The organism is Chromobacterium sp. FG89 (assembly GCF_057808735.1).
On the sequence record NZ_JBMDIQ010000009.1, the window covers coordinates 127,001 to 142,756 of the forward strand.

14 protein-coding genes are annotated in these 15,756 nt (G+C 65.4%); 2 read left to right on the plus strand and 12 right to left on the minus strand.

Annotated features, from left to right (window positions below):
• Window positions 1-70 precede the first annotated feature (70 nt).
• The 6 genes from purF to ACODRW_RS11275 form a co-directional block, all read right to left on the minus strand.
• Window positions 71-1,606 (minus strand): amidophosphoribosyltransferase, encoded by a 1,536-nt coding sequence (gene purF / locus ACODRW_RS11250; protein ID WP_488905774.1) that lies wholly within the window; start codon window positions 1,604-1,606, stop codon window positions 71-73.
• 106 nt (window positions 1,607-1,712) lie between these two features.
• Entirely contained in the window at window positions 1,713-2,207 is a 495-nt protein-coding gene (locus ACODRW_RS11255; RefSeq protein ID WP_048415279.1) for a CvpA family protein, read from the minus strand.
• Window positions 2,208-2,212: 5 nt separating this feature from the next.
• Window positions 2,213-3,040, minus strand: coding sequence for an SPOR domain-containing protein (locus tag ACODRW_RS11260; protein WP_107799082.1), 828 nt, complete (start codon window positions 3,038-3,040; stop codon window positions 2,213-2,215).
• Window positions 3,041-3,047: 7 nt separating this feature from the next.
• Window positions 3,048-4,316 (minus strand): bifunctional tetrahydrofolate synthase/dihydrofolate synthase, encoded by a 1,269-nt coding sequence (gene folC, locus ACODRW_RS11265; protein ID WP_486637212.1) that lies wholly within the window; start codon window positions 4,314-4,316, stop codon window positions 3,048-3,050.
• Window positions 4,313-4,756: a protein YgfX gene (locus ACODRW_RS11270; protein WP_486637213.1), complete on the minus strand. Its 444-nt coding sequence runs from the start codon at window positions 4,754-4,756 to the stop codon at window positions 4,313-4,315. Before ACODRW_RS11270 ends, folC begins: the two co-directional genes overlap by 4 nt.
• Window positions 4,757-4,759: 3 nt before the next feature.
• The gene (locus tag ACODRW_RS11275; RefSeq protein ID WP_107799079.1) at window positions 4,760-5,113 is read right to left on the minus strand and encodes a hypothetical protein; all 354 of its coding nucleotides are present in this window, start codon (window positions 5,111-5,113) and stop codon (window positions 4,760-4,762) included.
• A 123-nt stretch (window positions 5,114-5,236) separates the two neighbouring features.
• Between ACODRW_RS11275 and ACODRW_RS11280 the strand changes: the two genes are divergently transcribed.
• The gene (locus ACODRW_RS11280) at window positions 5,237-7,147 is read left to right on the plus strand and encodes an ATP-binding cassette domain-containing protein (protein WP_107799078.1); all 1,911 of its coding nucleotides are present in this window, start codon (window positions 5,237-5,239) and stop codon (window positions 7,145-7,147) included.
• Window positions 7,144-7,704, plus strand: a complete 561-nt coding sequence (locus tag ACODRW_RS11285) for a C40 family peptidase (RefSeq protein WP_488905775.1) — start codon at window positions 7,144-7,146, stop codon at window positions 7,702-7,704. Before ACODRW_RS11280 ends, ACODRW_RS11285 begins: the two co-directional genes overlap by 4 nt.
• A 166-nt stretch (window positions 7,705-7,870) precedes the next feature.
• Here ACODRW_RS11285 and ACODRW_RS11290 read toward each other — a convergent pair whose 3' ends face one another.
• From ACODRW_RS11290 to ACODRW_RS11315, 6 genes are all read right to left on the minus strand, one after another.
• Window positions 7,871-9,229, minus strand: coding sequence for a nucleotide disphospho-sugar-binding domain-containing protein (locus tag ACODRW_RS11290; protein ID WP_488905776.1), 1,359 nt, complete (start codon window positions 9,227-9,229; stop codon window positions 7,871-7,873).
• A 261-nt stretch (window positions 9,230-9,490) separates the two neighbouring features.
• Window positions 9,491-11,128 carry a methyl-accepting chemotaxis protein gene (locus ACODRW_RS11295; RefSeq protein ID WP_227108468.1) on the minus strand — a complete coding sequence of 546 codons (1,638 nt, stop codon included), beginning with the start codon at window positions 11,126-11,128 and terminating at the stop codon, window positions 9,491-9,493.
• Between the two features lie 461 nt (window positions 11,129-11,589).
• The gene (locus ACODRW_RS11300; RefSeq protein WP_227108469.1) at window positions 11,590-12,660 is read right to left on the minus strand and encodes a protein-glutamate methylesterase/protein-glutamine glutaminase; all 1,071 of its coding nucleotides are present in this window, start codon (window positions 12,658-12,660) and stop codon (window positions 11,590-11,592) included.
• Entirely contained in the window at window positions 12,635-13,516 is an 882-nt protein-coding gene (locus tag ACODRW_RS11305; protein WP_227108470.1) for a CheR family methyltransferase, read from the minus strand. The genes ACODRW_RS11300 and ACODRW_RS11305 overlap by 26 nt, the downstream gene beginning before the upstream one ends.
• Window positions 13,517-14,059 (minus strand): chemotaxis protein CheW, encoded by a 543-nt coding sequence (locus ACODRW_RS11310; RefSeq protein WP_488905777.1) that lies wholly within the window; start codon window positions 14,057-14,059, stop codon window positions 13,517-13,519.
• A gap of 17 nt (window positions 14,060-14,076) precedes the next feature.
• Window positions 14,077-15,741, minus strand: a complete 1,665-nt coding sequence (locus tag ACODRW_RS11315; protein WP_488905778.1) for a methyl-accepting chemotaxis protein — start codon at window positions 15,739-15,741, stop codon at window positions 14,077-14,079.
• Window positions 15,742-15,756 lie beyond the last annotated feature (15 nt).

The following is a 15,756-nucleotide window of genomic DNA, read 5'->3' on the forward strand; positions in this document are numbered from 1 at the left end:
AATTGCGTCGGGAAACGGATAAAAAAAGACGGCGGGCATTGCCCGCCGCCGTTTGGAAGCTAAATCACTATTACATTAGATTCTGTTCCGCCACGTTCAGGTTCAGATCGATCATATGTTCGCTGCCGCCCTGCTCCGCTCCGGTCTTGCCGTCCAGACGCTCGGCCTCGATCGCGTCCAGATAGGCCGGCGTGATGTCGCCGGTGATGTATTCGCCGTTGAAGCAGGAGGTTTCGTAGCAGCTCAGCTTGGGGTTGACGCTGCTGACCGCCTCTTCCAGCGCGGACAGATCTTGATAGATCACCGCGTCGGCGCCGATCTCGCGCGCGATCTCGGCCTCGTCGCGGCCGGTGGCCAGCAGTTCCGCCCGCGTCGGCATGTCGATGCCGTAGACGTTGGGGAAGCGCACCGCCGGAGCGGCCGAGGCGAAATACACTTTCTTGGCGCCGGCGTCGCGCGCCATCTGCACGATTTCCTTGGACGTGGTGCCGCGCACGATGGAATCGTCCACCAGCAGCACATTGCGGCCCTTGAATTCGCAGGCCACCGGGTTCAGCTTCTGGCGCACCGATTTCTTGCGCACCGCCTGGCCCGGCATGATGAAGGTGCGGCCGATGTAGCGGTTCTTGATGAAGCCCTCGCGGTACGGCAGGCCCAGGTGGTTGGCCAGTTGCAGCGCGCTGGGGCGACTGGTGTCCGGGATGGGCATCACCACGTCGATGTCCTGCTCCGGCAAGGCGCGGCGGATTTTCTCGGCCAGCTTTTCGCCCATCACGATGCGCGCCTGGTAAACCGAAGCGCCGTCTATCACCGAATCCGGGCGCGCGAAGTACACGTATTCGAACAGGCAAGGCGCGTGGCGGGTGTCGCTGGCGCAGCTGCGGGCGTGGAATTCGCCGTCGAAGCTGACGAAGACGCCCTCGCCCGGCTGCACGTCGCGCAGCAGGCTGAAACCGGAACAGTCCAGCGCCACGGATTCCGACGCGAACATGTATTCGGTCTTGCCGCTGTTGACGCAAGTGCCTATCACCAGCGGGCGGATGCCGTTGGGGTCGCGGAAGGCCACCAGGCCGTAGCCGGCGATCATCGCCACCACCGCGTAAGCGCCGCGCACGCGGCGGTGCACCGCCTCGATGGCGCCGAACACCGCGTCCACGCTCAATTCGTTGGCGCTGAGGCGCTGGGTCAGCTCATGAGCGAACACGTTCAACAACACCTCGGAATCGGAGTTGGTGTTGATGTGGCGCAGATCGTGGCGGAACATGTCCGCCTTGAGCTCTTCGGTATTGGTCAGGTTGCCGTTGTGCGCCAGCACGATGCCGAACGGCGAGTTGACGTAGAACGGCTGCGCCTCGGCCAGGCAGGAGGCGGAGCCGGCGGTGGGATAGCGCACATGGGCGATGCCGGCCGCGCCCAATAGGGAACGCATATTGCGCGTGCGGAACACGTCGCGCACCATGCCGCTGCCCTTGTGCATGTGAAAGGTCTTGCCATTGGCGGTCACGATGCCGGCGGCGTCCTGACCTCGATGTTGCAGCACCTGCAAACCGTCATACAGCAACTGGTTGACCGGAGCCTGACCGACCACGCCTAGAATTCCACACATCTTTTGCTCTCTTCCCTACTACTAAAGAAACGGACAAAAAAACAAGACAAAGAAAAAGGCGGAATCTTGAAGTGAAGATATCAAGATATTCCGCCTTGTTCACCAGCTACCCGGTGTAGTGGAGGTTATCGGCCAGCATCGCCGGTAACCAGGGCCTTAATGATAAGGCCACCGATTCAAATGGCGCCGAGAGCACGGCATTCCTCCACATGGGTTGTCGCGGCAGATCGCTCAAGCCGCCCACCAAAACCAGGGCCGTCACCAGCACCAGCCCGCGAGCCAGGCCGAACACCGCCCCGAACAATCGATTGACTCCGCCCAGCCCCACGCTGTCCAGCATGCCGGTCAGCGTGACCCGCAGCAAGGCCGTGGCCAGCCAGGCCAGGAAAAACACCGCCACGAAACCGGCCACCAGCCGCAAGCCTTCCGAACTCAATTCGCCGGGCAGGAACGCCGACACCACCGGCGAAAACTGCTTGGCGCACCAGAAGGCGATCAGCCAGGAGCCCAGCGACAGCACTTCGGCCACCAGGCCGCGCATCATCGCCACCAGGATGGAACCGGCGATGATGGCGATGGCAATATAGTCGAAGATGGTCATGACGGCTACTTGGTCACGATAATGCCGTTAACGCCGGCCTTGGCCAGCTTCTGCAAGGTGGCTTGCGCCTCGGCGCGGCTGTTGAACGGGCCCACCCGCACCCGGGTCACCTCGCCCTTGCTGGTCTGCACCTTGCTGAAATGAGCGGACACGCCTATCGACGACAGCTTGGACTTCAAGGCGTCGGCCTTGTCCGGGTCCGACAGCGCCGCCAGCTGGATCACCGATTTGCTCTCGCCCTTGGCCGCCGGCTCCTCTTTCTTCGCCGCCGGCTTGTCCAGCGAATCGAAGCGTCCTTCCAGGATAGCCGCCGGGTCCGGCTTGCGGGCCGGCTTTTCGTCCAGCTTGATTTCGGGCTTTTTATGCTCGGGCTTGGCCGGTTTCGGCTCCGGCTTGTGTTCGGGTTTGGGCTTGGCCTCCGGCTTGGGCTCCGGTTTGACTTCCGGCTTGGGCTCGGGTTTCGCCGCGGGGGCCGGCTGCGCGGCCGGCATCGCCGGCGTCATCGTGGACAGATTGGCCGCCAGTTCGGTGGCGCCGGGCTTGGCCGCGGGCGAGACTTCGGCCAGCGCGGCGGAGGCCGCGGACGGCGCCGAGGCCGGCTGGGCCGGCGGCGGCAAGGCGCCCGCCGGCGCTTCGGCGTGATTGGCGGCCGGCGCGGAAGCGCCCGCGCCCAGCACTTCTATGGACTCCGGCTTCATCTGCTGCTCGGGCAGGCGTCCCACCACGTTCCACAAAACGACGGTGGCGACGGTAACCAAGACGACAGCGCCCACCAGACGGCGTCTGGCGCGCTTGCGCAACAGGATCAACTCCTCGTGGGTGGATAAAGCCATGCTTTCCTCAAGCCGGGTGTTGCCGGGCTTCCATCACCTCGGCAACGGTGTGGAAGGAACCAAAAACGACAATTCTATCACTCTCCTCCGCCTGCGATAAGGCCGCCGACCAGGCTTGCGCCACGGTGGCGAAGGATTGCACCCTCTCAACGCCCATTTCCGCCAGCCTGGCGGCGATGCGTTCGCCGCTCTGGCCGCGGGGCATGTCGAGGCCGCCGACGAACCAGGCGTCGAACGCCTCACGCGCCAAGGCCGCCACCTGTTCCAGGTCCTTGTCTTCCAGCATGGAGAACACCGCCAGCCGGTTGCGGGCGAACGGCAGCTGTTTCAGGCTGGCCGTCATCGCCTTGACCGCGTGCGGATTGTGGCCCACGTCCAGCACCACCGCCGGACGGCCCGGCAGCACCTGGAAACGGCCCGGCCACTCCACTTCCAGCAGGCCGCGCTTGACCGCGCCCAGGTTCACCGGCAGCCGCGGCTTCAAGCACTCCAGCACGGCCAGCGCCGCCGAGGCGTTGACCATCTGATAGCCGCCGCGCAGCGCCGGCAAGGGCAAGGCGTGGCGATGGGCGTCGCCCATGTGGAAGGACCATTGATTGTCCATGCGCTGATAGCCGAAGTCCGGCCCGTACAGCTTCAGGTCCGCGCCGATGGCGCGCGCGTGCTCGATCAGCCTGGCCGGCGGATTCGGGTCCGCGCACAAGGCCGGCTTGCCGGCGCGGTAGACGCCGGCTTTCTCAAAGCCGATGTCCTCGCGGTTGTCGCCCAGGATGGCCTGGTGGTCTATGTCCACGCTGACCACCACCGACACGTCCGGCTCGAAGATGTTGACCGCGTCCAGGCGTCCGCCCAGGCCCACCTCCAGCACGATCACGTCCACTTTTTCGGCGACGAAGCTGTGCACCGCCGCCAGGGTGCCGAACTCGAAATACGTCAGCGAGGTGTCGCCGCGCGCGGCGTCTATCGCCTCGAAGCTGGCGACGATGCGCTCATCGCTGGCGGGCGCCAGATCGATGGCGATGCGCTCGTTGTAACGCAGGATGTGGGGAGAGGTGTAAGTGCCCACCTTGAAGCCGGCGCAATGCAGCATGGCGGACAGCATCGCGCAGACCGAGCCCTTGCCGTTGGTGCCGGCCACCATCACCACCGGGCAGGACGGTTGCAGTTTCATCGCGGCGCGCACCCGCTCCACGCGGGCCAGGCCCATATCGATGGCGGTGGCGTGCAGGCTTTCCTGCCAGCTCAGCCACTCGGCCAGAGTCTTGTGTCCAGTCATTTCGTCTCAGTGTCGTCCGCGGCTTGAAACCACAGCAAATAAGTCCGCAAGCGGCGGCGGCCGTCCGCCGGCGCCGAATCCGGCCACACCATCAAGGCGCGCCGGCGGCCGCCGATGCGCACATTCAATACCGTCAGCCAAGGGGTGACGAAGCAATCGTCCAAGGCCTGCGCCGGCAGCGCGGCTTCGCGCCACACGCTCAGCCGCCCCAGGCCGTCCACTTCCAGCCGCCGGAAACGGCCGGCGTCGCCCCAGCCGTCGGCGCGCAGCGCCCGCATAAGCAAGAAGGCCTCGGCCGGCAACAAGGCCAGCCAGATGGGCGGCAGATGGCGGATCACCGCCCAGGCCAGCAGCGCGGCGGCGGAAACCGTCAGCGCCAGCCAAAGGCGCGAAGGCCTCAGCTCGAAGCCGAAAGGCTCCAGCCGGGGCCGCCGGTTCATGGTTTAGAGATCCAGCGCCGGGGTGTTGCTGATGTCGGCGTCCACGCTGTCTATCACCGTGGAGTGGATCTCCACGTCGAACCATTCCCAGAAGGCTTTCAAGGACAGATCCTTGGGCCATGTGTCTTCGTCCTCGTACCAGGACGCCAGTTCCATCTTGAACAATTGTTCGTAGATTTCGTCGATGTAGGCGACGCCCTCTTCCGGCTCGTCGAACTCCGGCAGCAGGATCACGGTGCAGTCGGTGCGCAGGCTGTCCAGCGCCAGATCCATGTCGTTGTCCGGGGCCTGGTTCAGCCAGTCCAGGAACGGTTGTTTCGGTTTGATCACGGCCACCGAGCGGTCAACGAAGTACATAGCATGCCTTTCATTCAAGTTTGGCCGGCATTGTAACAGCACAAACCGCGCGGCGCTAAGCGTGGAAAGGTGAAGCCCATGTTACAATCCGCCCAACTTTCCATACAGAAAACAACACGCACCATGGCTCTGATTACCGTCGAAAAAGCCTGCCTGGCTTTTGGTCACCACGCATTGCTGGATAACGTCGATTTCGCGCTGGAACCGGGCGAAGTGGTCGGCCTGATCGGCCGCAACGGCGCCGGCAAGTCCTCGCTGCTCAAAAGCGTGGCCGGCGCGGTGGCGCTGGACGACGGCCGCGTCAACATCAAGGGCGACGTCAAAGTGGCCTATGTGCCGCAAGAGCCTGAGCTGGCGCCGGAACACACGGTGTTCGAAGCCGTGGCCGAAGGCCTGGGCGAACTGAAAAGCCTGCTCACCGAATACCACCAAGTCACCCATCAGCTGACCCAGGCCGACGCCGACCACGAGCAGGCGCTGGCGCGGATGGAGCACATCCAGCACGAGCTGGAGGCCCGCGGCGGCTGGCAGTTCGACGCGCTGATCTCCTCCACCCTGTCCCATCTGGGCCTGAACCCGGACGCGCGGATCGAGGAGCTGTCCGGCGGCTGGAAAAAACGCGTGGCGCTGGCGCGCGCGCTGGCCGCCAGACCCGACGTGCTGCTGCTGGACGAACCCACCAACCACCTGGACGTGTCCGCCATCGAATGGCTGGAAACCCTGATCAAGAACTACGGCGGCAGCGTGCTCTTGATTACCCACGACCGCCGCTTCCTGGACAATGTGGCCACCCGCATCGTGGAACTGGACCGCGGCCTGCTGCGCAGCTACCCGGGCAGCTTCTCCAGCTACCATGTGCGCAAGGCGGAAGAACTGGCCGTCGAGGAGGAGCAAAACCGCATCTTCGACAAATTCCACGCCCAGGAAGAGGTGTGGATCCGCAAGGGCATCGAGGCGCGCCGCACCCGCAACGAGGGCCGGGTGCGCCGGCTGGAGGCCATCCGCCGCGAGCGCTCGGCGCGGCGCGAGCGCGTGGGCCAGGTCAACTTCCAGCTGGACGCCGGCGAACGCTCCGGCAAGCTGGTGGCGGAGCTGGAACACGTCGGCAAGGGCTTCGAGGGCAAGACCCTGATCCGCGACTTCACCACCCGCATCCTGCGCGGCGACAAGATCGGCCTGATCGGCCCCAACGGCGCCGGCAAAACCACGCTGCTCAAGCTGATTCTGGGCCAGTTGGACGCGGACAGCGGCAGCGTCAAGCAGGGCAGCAAGCTGGAGATCGCCTACTTCGACCAGTTCCGCGAACAGCTGGACGAGGAAACCAGCGTCGCCGACATCATCAGCCAGGGCAACGACTTCGTTGAAATCGGCGGCGTGAAGAAACACGTGATGAGCTATCTGGAAGACTTCCTGTTCTCGCCGCAGCGCGCGCGCAGCCCGGTGCGCTCGCTGTCCGGCGGCGAACGCAACCGCCTGCTGCTGGCCCGGCTGTTCACCCGGCCGGCCAATGTGCTGGTGCTGGACGAGCCCACCAACGACCTGGACATCGACACGCTGGAACTTCTGGAAGACGTGATCGCTCAATACTCGGGAACCGTGTTCCTGGTCAGCCACGACCGCGCCTTCCTGGACAACGTGGTCACCCAGGTGATCGCCTTCGAAGGCGACGGCCGGCTGGAAGAATATCCGGGCGGCTACCAGGACTGGATCGACACCAAGGCGCGCATGGCGGCGATGAAGCCGGCGGAGAAGCCGCGGGACGCTTCGGCCCCGCAGGAGAAACCCAAGGACAAGCCCAAGTCCGCGCGCAACAAACTGTCCTACAATGAAACGCGAGAGCTCGCCGCGCTGCCGGACGAGATCGCCGCGCTGGAAACCGAGCAAGCCAGCCTGAATCAGCAATTGCTGGACCCCAACTGCTACCGCGACACGCCCAAGGAGGCCATCGCCTGGCAGCGCCGGGTGGAGGAAATCGACGAATTGCTGATGGACAAGCTGGCGCGCTGGGAAGAACTGGAGTCAAAGCAACAATGAGCAAAACCCTGCCGCCTTCGCCCTCTTCGCCGTTGGACCGCCGCGCGCTGCTGCGCGGCGCCGCGCTGCTGTCGCTGGCCGGCCTGCTGGCCGCCTGCGGCACCACGCCCTCCAAGGTGGTCGGCGGCCGCAAGCCCCGCCCTTCCGGCGACCTCAGCCTGTCCGGACTGAAGGCCGACGGCGCCAGCCGGGAAATCCTGATCTATACGCTGGGCCTGCTGGGCCTGGACTATAAGTTCGGCGGCACCAACCCCGAGGCCGGCCTGGATTGCAGCGGCATGGTCGGCTACATCTACCAGAACGCCGTCGGCGTCACGCTGCCGCGCACCGCGGCCGAGATCGCCGGCGTGGCGCGGCCCATCCCGGACAGCCGGATGCGGGTCGGCGACCTGGTGTTCTTCAACACCATGAACCGCCCGTTCTCGCACATGGGCATCTTCATCGGCGACGGCAAGTTCGTGCACGCGCCGCGCACCAACAGCTCCATCCGCGTGGCGCGGCTGGACAATAGCTATTTCGCCGCCCGTTACGAGGGCGCGCGCACGCTGTTCAGCTAAGAAGCTGTTTACGATCTGCTGCTCGTCGGTAGAGACATTGTGCGATGAGTGCCGTCCTCGAAATGCTCATGTACCACTCGTACATTCCGCTTTCTCAGCCGCAACGCCTTGTCTCGCTCTTGCTCGCGAGATCGTAAACACCTTCTAAGCGCCTCCCAAGCGCTCGCTAGCCCGGCGCCAGCGCCGGCGTCGCGCTAGCGCTTTCCGCCCCGCGCGCAGCCCGTCCCAACAAGGCCTCCTCCACGCCGTCCAACAGCGCCCGCGTCGCTTCCGCGCCGGCCGCCATGCGCAAGGCCAGCTCGCGGCAGGCCGGGCCCGGGCCCGGCTCGGCCAGCAAACGCGCCAACAAACGCTCCATTCTCCCCGCGGACACGCGCTGCGCGTGCAAGACCTCGGCCACGCCCAGGCGCTTGGCGCGCTGGCCGTTGTCGAACTGATCGTAGGCGTAAGGCACGATCAATTGCGGGATCCCGGCGCGCATCGCGTCCGCCATGGTGCTGACGCCGCCGTGATGCGTCAGCGCCGCCGCCCGCGGCAACAGCGCGGCGAAAGGCGCGTACGCCTGCCACAGCACATCGGCCGGCAAAGCCGGCGGCAACTGCGCCGCGTGCGGCGTGACGAAAATCCCGCGCCGGCCCAGCCGCCGCAAGGCCCGCAGCGCGGCGTCGAAGAAGGCCGCAGCGTGCCGATGGCCGGTGCCCGGCGTGAACACGACGGGCGCATCGCCGGCGGCCAGAAAGGCCTCCAGCTCGGCGGACAGCCCCGCGCCCCGCTGCGCGGCGGGCAGCAGGAAATCCCCTTCGAAGAACGGCCGCGGCCAATCCGGCTGCAAGGCGGCGAACCAGCGGGGAAACAGGCCCACCGAGGCGTTGGGGGCTCTCAGCATATGCTCGAAAAAATGCGGCTCCGCCGGCAGGCCGCGCTGTGCGCGCGCCGCGTTCAGACTGGGCAAGGTCTGGGCGTTGAACCAGCGATGCAGCGCCCACCACAGCAGGCCGGCTCCGGCCGGCGGCAGCCAGCCGGGAATCCGCAAGGAGCCCAGGGTGAGCAGGTCGTGGCGGCTGCACAGATTGGACGGCGCGAGATAGGCCGTCACAATGCGCAAATCCGGCCGCGCCGCTCGCGCCAGCGCCGCCATCGGCACCAGGACGGGGTGGCACAAGACCACGCAGTCCTCATCCGCCGGCAGATCCCTCACCCGCTCCCGTAAGGCGTCCAGATCCGGCGCCAGGCTATCCCAGAGCACGCCCCAGCTCTTGCGCTCATGCCATAGATCGGGGTTGTCCAGCGCCGCCTGTTCCCGCTCGACGCTGCCGAACAGCCAGTACGGCAGGCCGGCCGCCCGCGCCGCTTCCTCCTGCAAGGCCGGCGCCAGCATCCGCACCCGGTGGCCGCGCTCGCTCAAGCCGCGCGCCAGCGCGATAAAGGGCTGCATGTCCCCGCCGGTGCCGCTGGACGCCACGATGATCAAAGGACCGCGCGCCGGGTCCGCGCCGGCATACGACAACGACAGCTCCCGCTCCATGACCCGCCTCCTTCCTTTAGGACGACAAGCCACTTTACGCCAATGTCATTTATCTGGCAAAAAGAAAACCGCCCGAGGGCGGTTGCGTGCGCATGGCGACCCTGCGCCGCGCCATGGCTTAGAGCCTGTTCAAAGTCTCGCGAGCAAGAGCGAGACAAGGCGAAAACAGCAGAGAAAGCGGAATGTACATACGGTACATGAGCATTTCGAAGGTGTTTTCAACGCCGTATCGCCGAAGCGCAGCAGACATTGAACAGGTTCTTAGAGCGTGAACTGCTGTACCACGCCGCGCAAAGACACCCCGCGCTCCAACAGATTGACCACGCCCTGCTGGGCCTCTTCCGCCGCCAGCCGGTTTTCCTCGGCCGAGCTGCTGACCGACTCCACGCTGCCGGCCAGATGCTGCGAAGCGTTGGCCTGCTCGCGCACCGCCGCCGAGATATCGCCCATGCCGCGCGACACGCCCTGGATCTGCACCGAGAAGCCCTGCAAGGTGTCCTGCGCCTCGCCGGCGTGATTGACGCTGGCGTCCACGCGGTCCACCGCCGCGCGCATGCCGGAGATGGCGGAGGCGGAATCCTGCTGCACCGAAGCGATCATCGAGCCGATCTCCACCGTGGCGTTGGCGGTGCGTTCGGACAGCTTGCGCACCTCGTCCGCCACCACCGCGAAACCGCGGCCCTGCTCGCCGGCCCGCGCCGCCTCGATCGCCGCGTTCAAGGCCAGCAAATTGGTCTGATCGGCGATGTCCTTGATCACCGCCACAATCATATTGATCTCATTAGTGCGCGAATCCAGCTGATCCAGCTTGCCGGCCAGCTGGGTCACTTCCTGCTGCACCGTCCGCATGCCTTCCACCGCGTTCTGGATGTATTGCACCGTGGTCTGGGTCTGGCCTTCGAACGAAGACATCAGCGTGGCCGCGTCCTCGGCGATTTCCGAGACATGGGCGATGCTCACCGCCAGCTCCTCCACCGCCGCCGCGCTGCCGCGCACGTCCTCGGCCTGCTGGCCGGAACGCGCGGCCACGCCGCCCACCAACTGATCGATGTGCTGGGATTCGCTCTGCACCGCGTCGGATTCGCCGCGGATCTCCAGCAAGCGCTCACGCAGGGCCGCCATGAAGGTGTTGAAGGAGGACGCGATGCGGCCCACTTCGTCGCGACTGCGCACCGGCATGCTGCGCACCAGGTTCCAGTCGCCGCCGGCCAGTTGCTGCAGGGCCACGTTCAACTCGTTCACCGGCTGCACCATGCGGTTGGCCAGCAACAGGGCCGCCAGCTGGGACATCAGCAGCAGGCCCAGGCCCACCGCGCCGCTTTGCCACAGCACCTGGGTGCGCAAGGCCTCCACTTTTTGCAAGGACGTGTCCACCCCCACCACGTAGCGCATGCCGCTGGCCGAGGTGAAGGGCACGAACACCGAGCGGAACAGGCCGAACTCGCCCTGGTATTCCTCAAACTGGGTGGAGCCGCTGCGCAAGGCCGCGGCCAGGCCGGCCGGCACATCCTTGTATTCCGCCAGGAACCACTGTTGGTACTGGCCGGACTTCACCTCGTCGGGGCTGGCGGAAGAACTGGTGTACAACACGCGGCCACCGCGCTGAATGGTGGAATAGGCGTAGGCCAGACCGCTGTCGCGCGCAAAATCGGTCAGCTGCTTGGTGGTGACCTGGCTATTGGGGTTGCTGTCCGGCAATTGGTCGTGGAAGTTCTCGCCCACCATCTGGCGCGCCGCGTAGGCGGCGGTCAGCAGGGTCTGATCCACGCCCTTCATTTCGGAATCGACCGTGCTGCGATAAGCGTAGATCGAATAAACCGCCACGATCAGCAGGCTCACCAGAGTAAAAGCGGCGGATAGTTTGGCCCGCAAGCCCCAGTCCTTGTTCAAGACACTCATACGGATGCATTCCTTCGACATTCATTCCAAAAACGGCTCCCCGCCGCCGGCGGCGCATCCGGAGCGCGCCGGACCGGCGCCGCAGGTCCAGGCAGTGGATCAGGCAGTAATCGACAAGAGACGATGACAGCGCCGCGAAGTGGTGCGGAGCGGGCGGGGAAAGATAGACAGGCGGCGGCGCGCCGGGACAAGCGGCCCGGTGCGGCGGCGAGCGCTGAATATGGAAAGTGATGATAACGCCAATTAAACGCGAATCAATGCGACTGGCTTTGGTAGTTTGCACATAGCAAGTGCATAATCGCTTTTTCTCGAGGTGAAGCGACCCGCGCCGGCTTTGTTTTTAAAAGGTTTTTTACAAATAGACACCGACAAGCATCGGTATTTACGTAAAAACACCTATCGCATCTGTATCTATCTTGAGGGCCGCGTCCGCCGCCGCGCGGCGGACCATGGACAGGTTCTCAGGCGCGCAGACCCTGCAACAGCCGCGCCAGGCGCTCCAGAGACATCACCTCGTCCACCCCGCCGCGGGCGATGGCCGCCTGCGGCATGCCGAACACCACGCAGGACGCCTCGTCCTGGGCCAGCGTGCGCGCGCCGGCGTCGTGCATCTCGCGCATGCCGCGCGCGCCGTCGTCCCCCATGCCGGTGAGGATCACGCCCACCGCGTTGGCCCCGGCGCTCACCGCCACCGAGCGGAACAACACGTCCACCGACGGCCGGTGCCTCGATACCGGCGGCCCGCCCTTGACCTCCGCGACAAACTGCTTCTGCCGGCGGTGCAAGAGCAGATGCTGGCCTCCCGGCGCAATCAGCACCGTGCCGGCGCTGAGCACGTCGCCGTTCTTCGCCTCCCTCACCTCCACCTGGGCCAGCTGGTTGAGCCGGCCGGCGAAGATGGAAGTGAAGCCCTCAGGCATATGCTGCACCACCACCATGCCCGGGCAATGCGGCGGCAGCCGCTGCAACAGGAACTCCAGCGCCTGGGTGCCGCCGGTGGACGCGCCCAGCGCGATGACGCGCTCCGTGCCCTGCGCCGGCCGCCGGCGCTCCGGCGGCGCGTCCAGAATGGCGTCGGCGGTCAGCTTGGGCGCGGGATAGCCGGACGGCGACGTCTGCTTCAAGGCCTCCACCCTCACCCGCGCCGCCGCGTACACCTCCTCCACCAGCCGCTTGGCGTTCTCGACGAAATTCGTCCTCGCGTTGACCAGCGGCTTGAGCAGCACCGACACCGCGCCGGCGCTCATCGCCTCCAGCGACACCAGCGCGCCCTCGGTGGTCAAGGCCGAGCAGATGATCACCGGCGTGGGCCGCTCCGCCATCACCTGGCGCAGAAAGGTCAGGCCGTCCATCCGCGGCATGGCCAGATCCAGGATGATCACGTCCGGCCAGCGGATCTTCATCCGGCTCATCGCGTAAATGGGGTCCGGCGACGCGCCCAGCAGCTTGATGTCCGGCGCGGTGGCCAGCATCTGGCCCAGCATCTCCCGCGCCACCGCGGAGTCGTCAACAATCAGAACACTGATGCTCATCGATTCTTCCGCCCGCCAAGTGGGCATCCAGCCGGTAGCGCGACGGCGCCTCCTGCGCCAAGGGCAGCGCCAGGTGCCGGATGGATTCCGAATGCCCGATGATCAAATGTCCGCCCTGCCGCAGCTTGTCGCACAGCGACAGCAAAACCCGCAGCTTGGTGGCCTCGTCGAAATAAATCAGCACATTGCGCAGGAAAATCACATCGAAATGACTATGGTTGAAGTCCGTCGCGTGCAGCAGGTTCAGATTGGCGAAACTCACCTTCTTCGCCAGCTCCGGCGCCACCTTGACCATGCCGGCGTATTCGTCGCGGCCGCGCAGGAAATAACGCCGCCACAGCTCCGGCGGCGTCCTGCGCGCGCGCTCCACCGAGTACACCCCGCGCCGGGCCAGATGCGTGACCCGGGTATTGATGTCGGTGGCGTACACCCGCCACTGGCCCAGCAGGCCCAGCGCCTCCGCCAGAATCATCGCCACCGTGTACGGCTCCTCGCCGGTGGAGCAGGCCGCCGACCACACCCGGAACTCGCCCTTGCCCTGCAGCCGCGCCGCCTCTTGCCGCAGCCAGGCGAAGTGTTCCGGCTCGCGGAAAAAATAGGTTTCATTGGTGGACAGCAGATTGATCGCGTACTGCCGCTCCGTCACATTGGCCGGGTCCGAGATCAGACGCCAGTAAGCCGCGTAGCTGTTCAGCCGCAAATGGCGGATGCGCTTGGCCAGGCGCGACTGGATCAGCGAACGCTTGCTCATCGGCATGGCGATGCCGGCGGTCTGGTAGATGAAGCGGCGCAGCTGGAAAAACTCCCCATCCGTCAACAAGGGCGCGGCGGCCAGCGTCTCTTCCAGGGCGAACATCTACAGCGCCTCGATGTCGTCGCTCAGAAACTGCTGGGTCACCGCCTCCGCCATCGCGCTGAGCTCGGACACCGACAGCGCCTGGCGCACATTCAGCAGGATGGCGAAGCGCTGATTGATGGTGGCGATGCCCTGGATGAAGTCGCTGCGGATATTGGAGCCGAAGCTGGGCGAGGGATCGATCTCGCTTTGCGGGATCTCCAGCACCTCGCACACCGAATCCAGCAGGATGCCGATGTCGGCGTAGCCGCCCTCCAGGCCCGGCAAGGACAGGATGGCCACGCAGGTGGACGCCTTCAAGGCCGTCTGGCCGCGGCCGAAGCGCACCGACAGATCGATCACCGGCACCACCGCGCCGCGCAGATTGATGATGCCGCGCACGAAGTTGGGCATCATCGGCACCTCGGTGATGCCGTCGAACTCGATGATCTCCCGGATGAAGTTGATCTGAATACCGAACAAATCCTCGCCCAGGATGAATGTGACGCAATGGAATTTCTGGTCGCCGCCGTCCTGGCCGGCCGGCTGGTCGCTGTTTCTCATCGCCGTTTTCCTCCCTCTCAATACTTGGAGAACTTGTCCTCGTCCACGGTCAGATCCATATCGTCATCATCGTCCATCGGCGGCGGCGGCGCGGCCTTGCCGCCGTGCAAGTGGCCGATGTGCACCAGCCGTGACTTGCGGCCGCCGCGAGTATTGCGCAGCTTGAACTGCTGCATCAAATCCTGCAGCTGCATCGCCGCTGAACTCAGTTCCTCGGAGGTGGAGCTCAGTTCCTCGGCCGACGTGGCCGAAGACTGCATGCCGCTGCTGATCTGGGTCACCGCGCTGTTGATCTGATCAATGCCGGTGCGCTGCTCGCGCGAGGCCGCGGAAATCTCCTGCACCAGGCTGGCGGTCTGGTCTATGCCGGGCAACATCTCCTGCAGCAAGGTGCCGGCCTTCTCCGCCACGCTCACCGAGCGGCTGGCCAGATCGCCTATCTCCTTGGCCGCCACTTGGGAGCGCTCCGCCAGCTTCCTCACCTCCACCGCCACCGTGGCGAAGCCCTTGCCGTGCTCGCCTGCGCGCGCCGCCTCGATCGCCGCATTGATGGCCAGCAGATCCGTCTTGTTGGCGATATCGTTGATCACCGTGATCCGCGACGCGATCTCCTTCATCGCGTGCACCATATCGCTGACCGCGCTGCCGCCCTGGGTGGCGCTGGACGCGGATTTGGACGCAATGCCCTCGGTCACCCGCGCATTGTCGGCGTTCTGCGTCACCGTGGCCGCCATCTCCTCCACCGAGGCGCTGGTCTGCTCGATGCTGGACGACAGCTCGGACGAAGTCTGCGCCAGGGAGTTGGCGGTGGACGACACCTCCTCGGACGCCGAACCTATCGCCTCCGACATCGCGCTGACCTCGGACAAGGTCTCGGACAGCCGGTGCGCCATGGATTTGATCGAATACAGCAGGCTGGAAGTATCGTCCGGATGCAGCTTCACCGGCACCGACAAATCCCCTGCCGCCACCCGGCTCACCACCTGCACGGTGTAGGACGGGTCGCCGCCCAATTGCTTGAGCAGGCTGCGCGTCACCATCACCCCCAGCGCGATGCTCAGCAGCACCGCCGCCACCGCTATCGCCACCAGCACCCGCAAGGCGTCCGTGCTGATCGCCTTGGTTTCCACCAGGGAGTTGTCGGCCAGCTTGGCGTTCAGATTGATCAGCTCGGTCAGCACCCCGTCCACCGCCTGGAAGGCCGGCCAGCCCTTTTCCGCCATCAACTTCAACGCAATCTTATTGTTCTCGCCGTCGCCGCGGTCGGTATAGGACAGCCGTTTCACCTCGGTGGCGTAGGGCTGGTAAATGGCCCAGGCGGCGTCGAAGCGGCGCAGCGCGTCCACCTCGGGCGGCGTCAGATCCGTCTTGCGGTAGGCGTCTATGCTGGCGTTCATGCTCTTCTCGAAGCCGACCATCTCCAGGTCCACCGTATCCATGGCCTTGGTGTCGGTCTCGGCGATATAGCGGTACAGGGAGCGGTTGCTGGCCATCGCGTTGCGCGCCGCGCTGCCGATATCCTTGATCGGCGTCAGCTGGTTGTCGAACAGATTCACCATCACGCCGGTGATGCGCTCGGTGGCGGAGTAGCTGACAAAGCCCAGCGCCAGCAGGAAAGCCAGCACCACGCCAAACGACAGACCCAGCTTGGTCTTGACCTGCGCATTGTGAAACCACTGCATGACTACCTCCCGGCG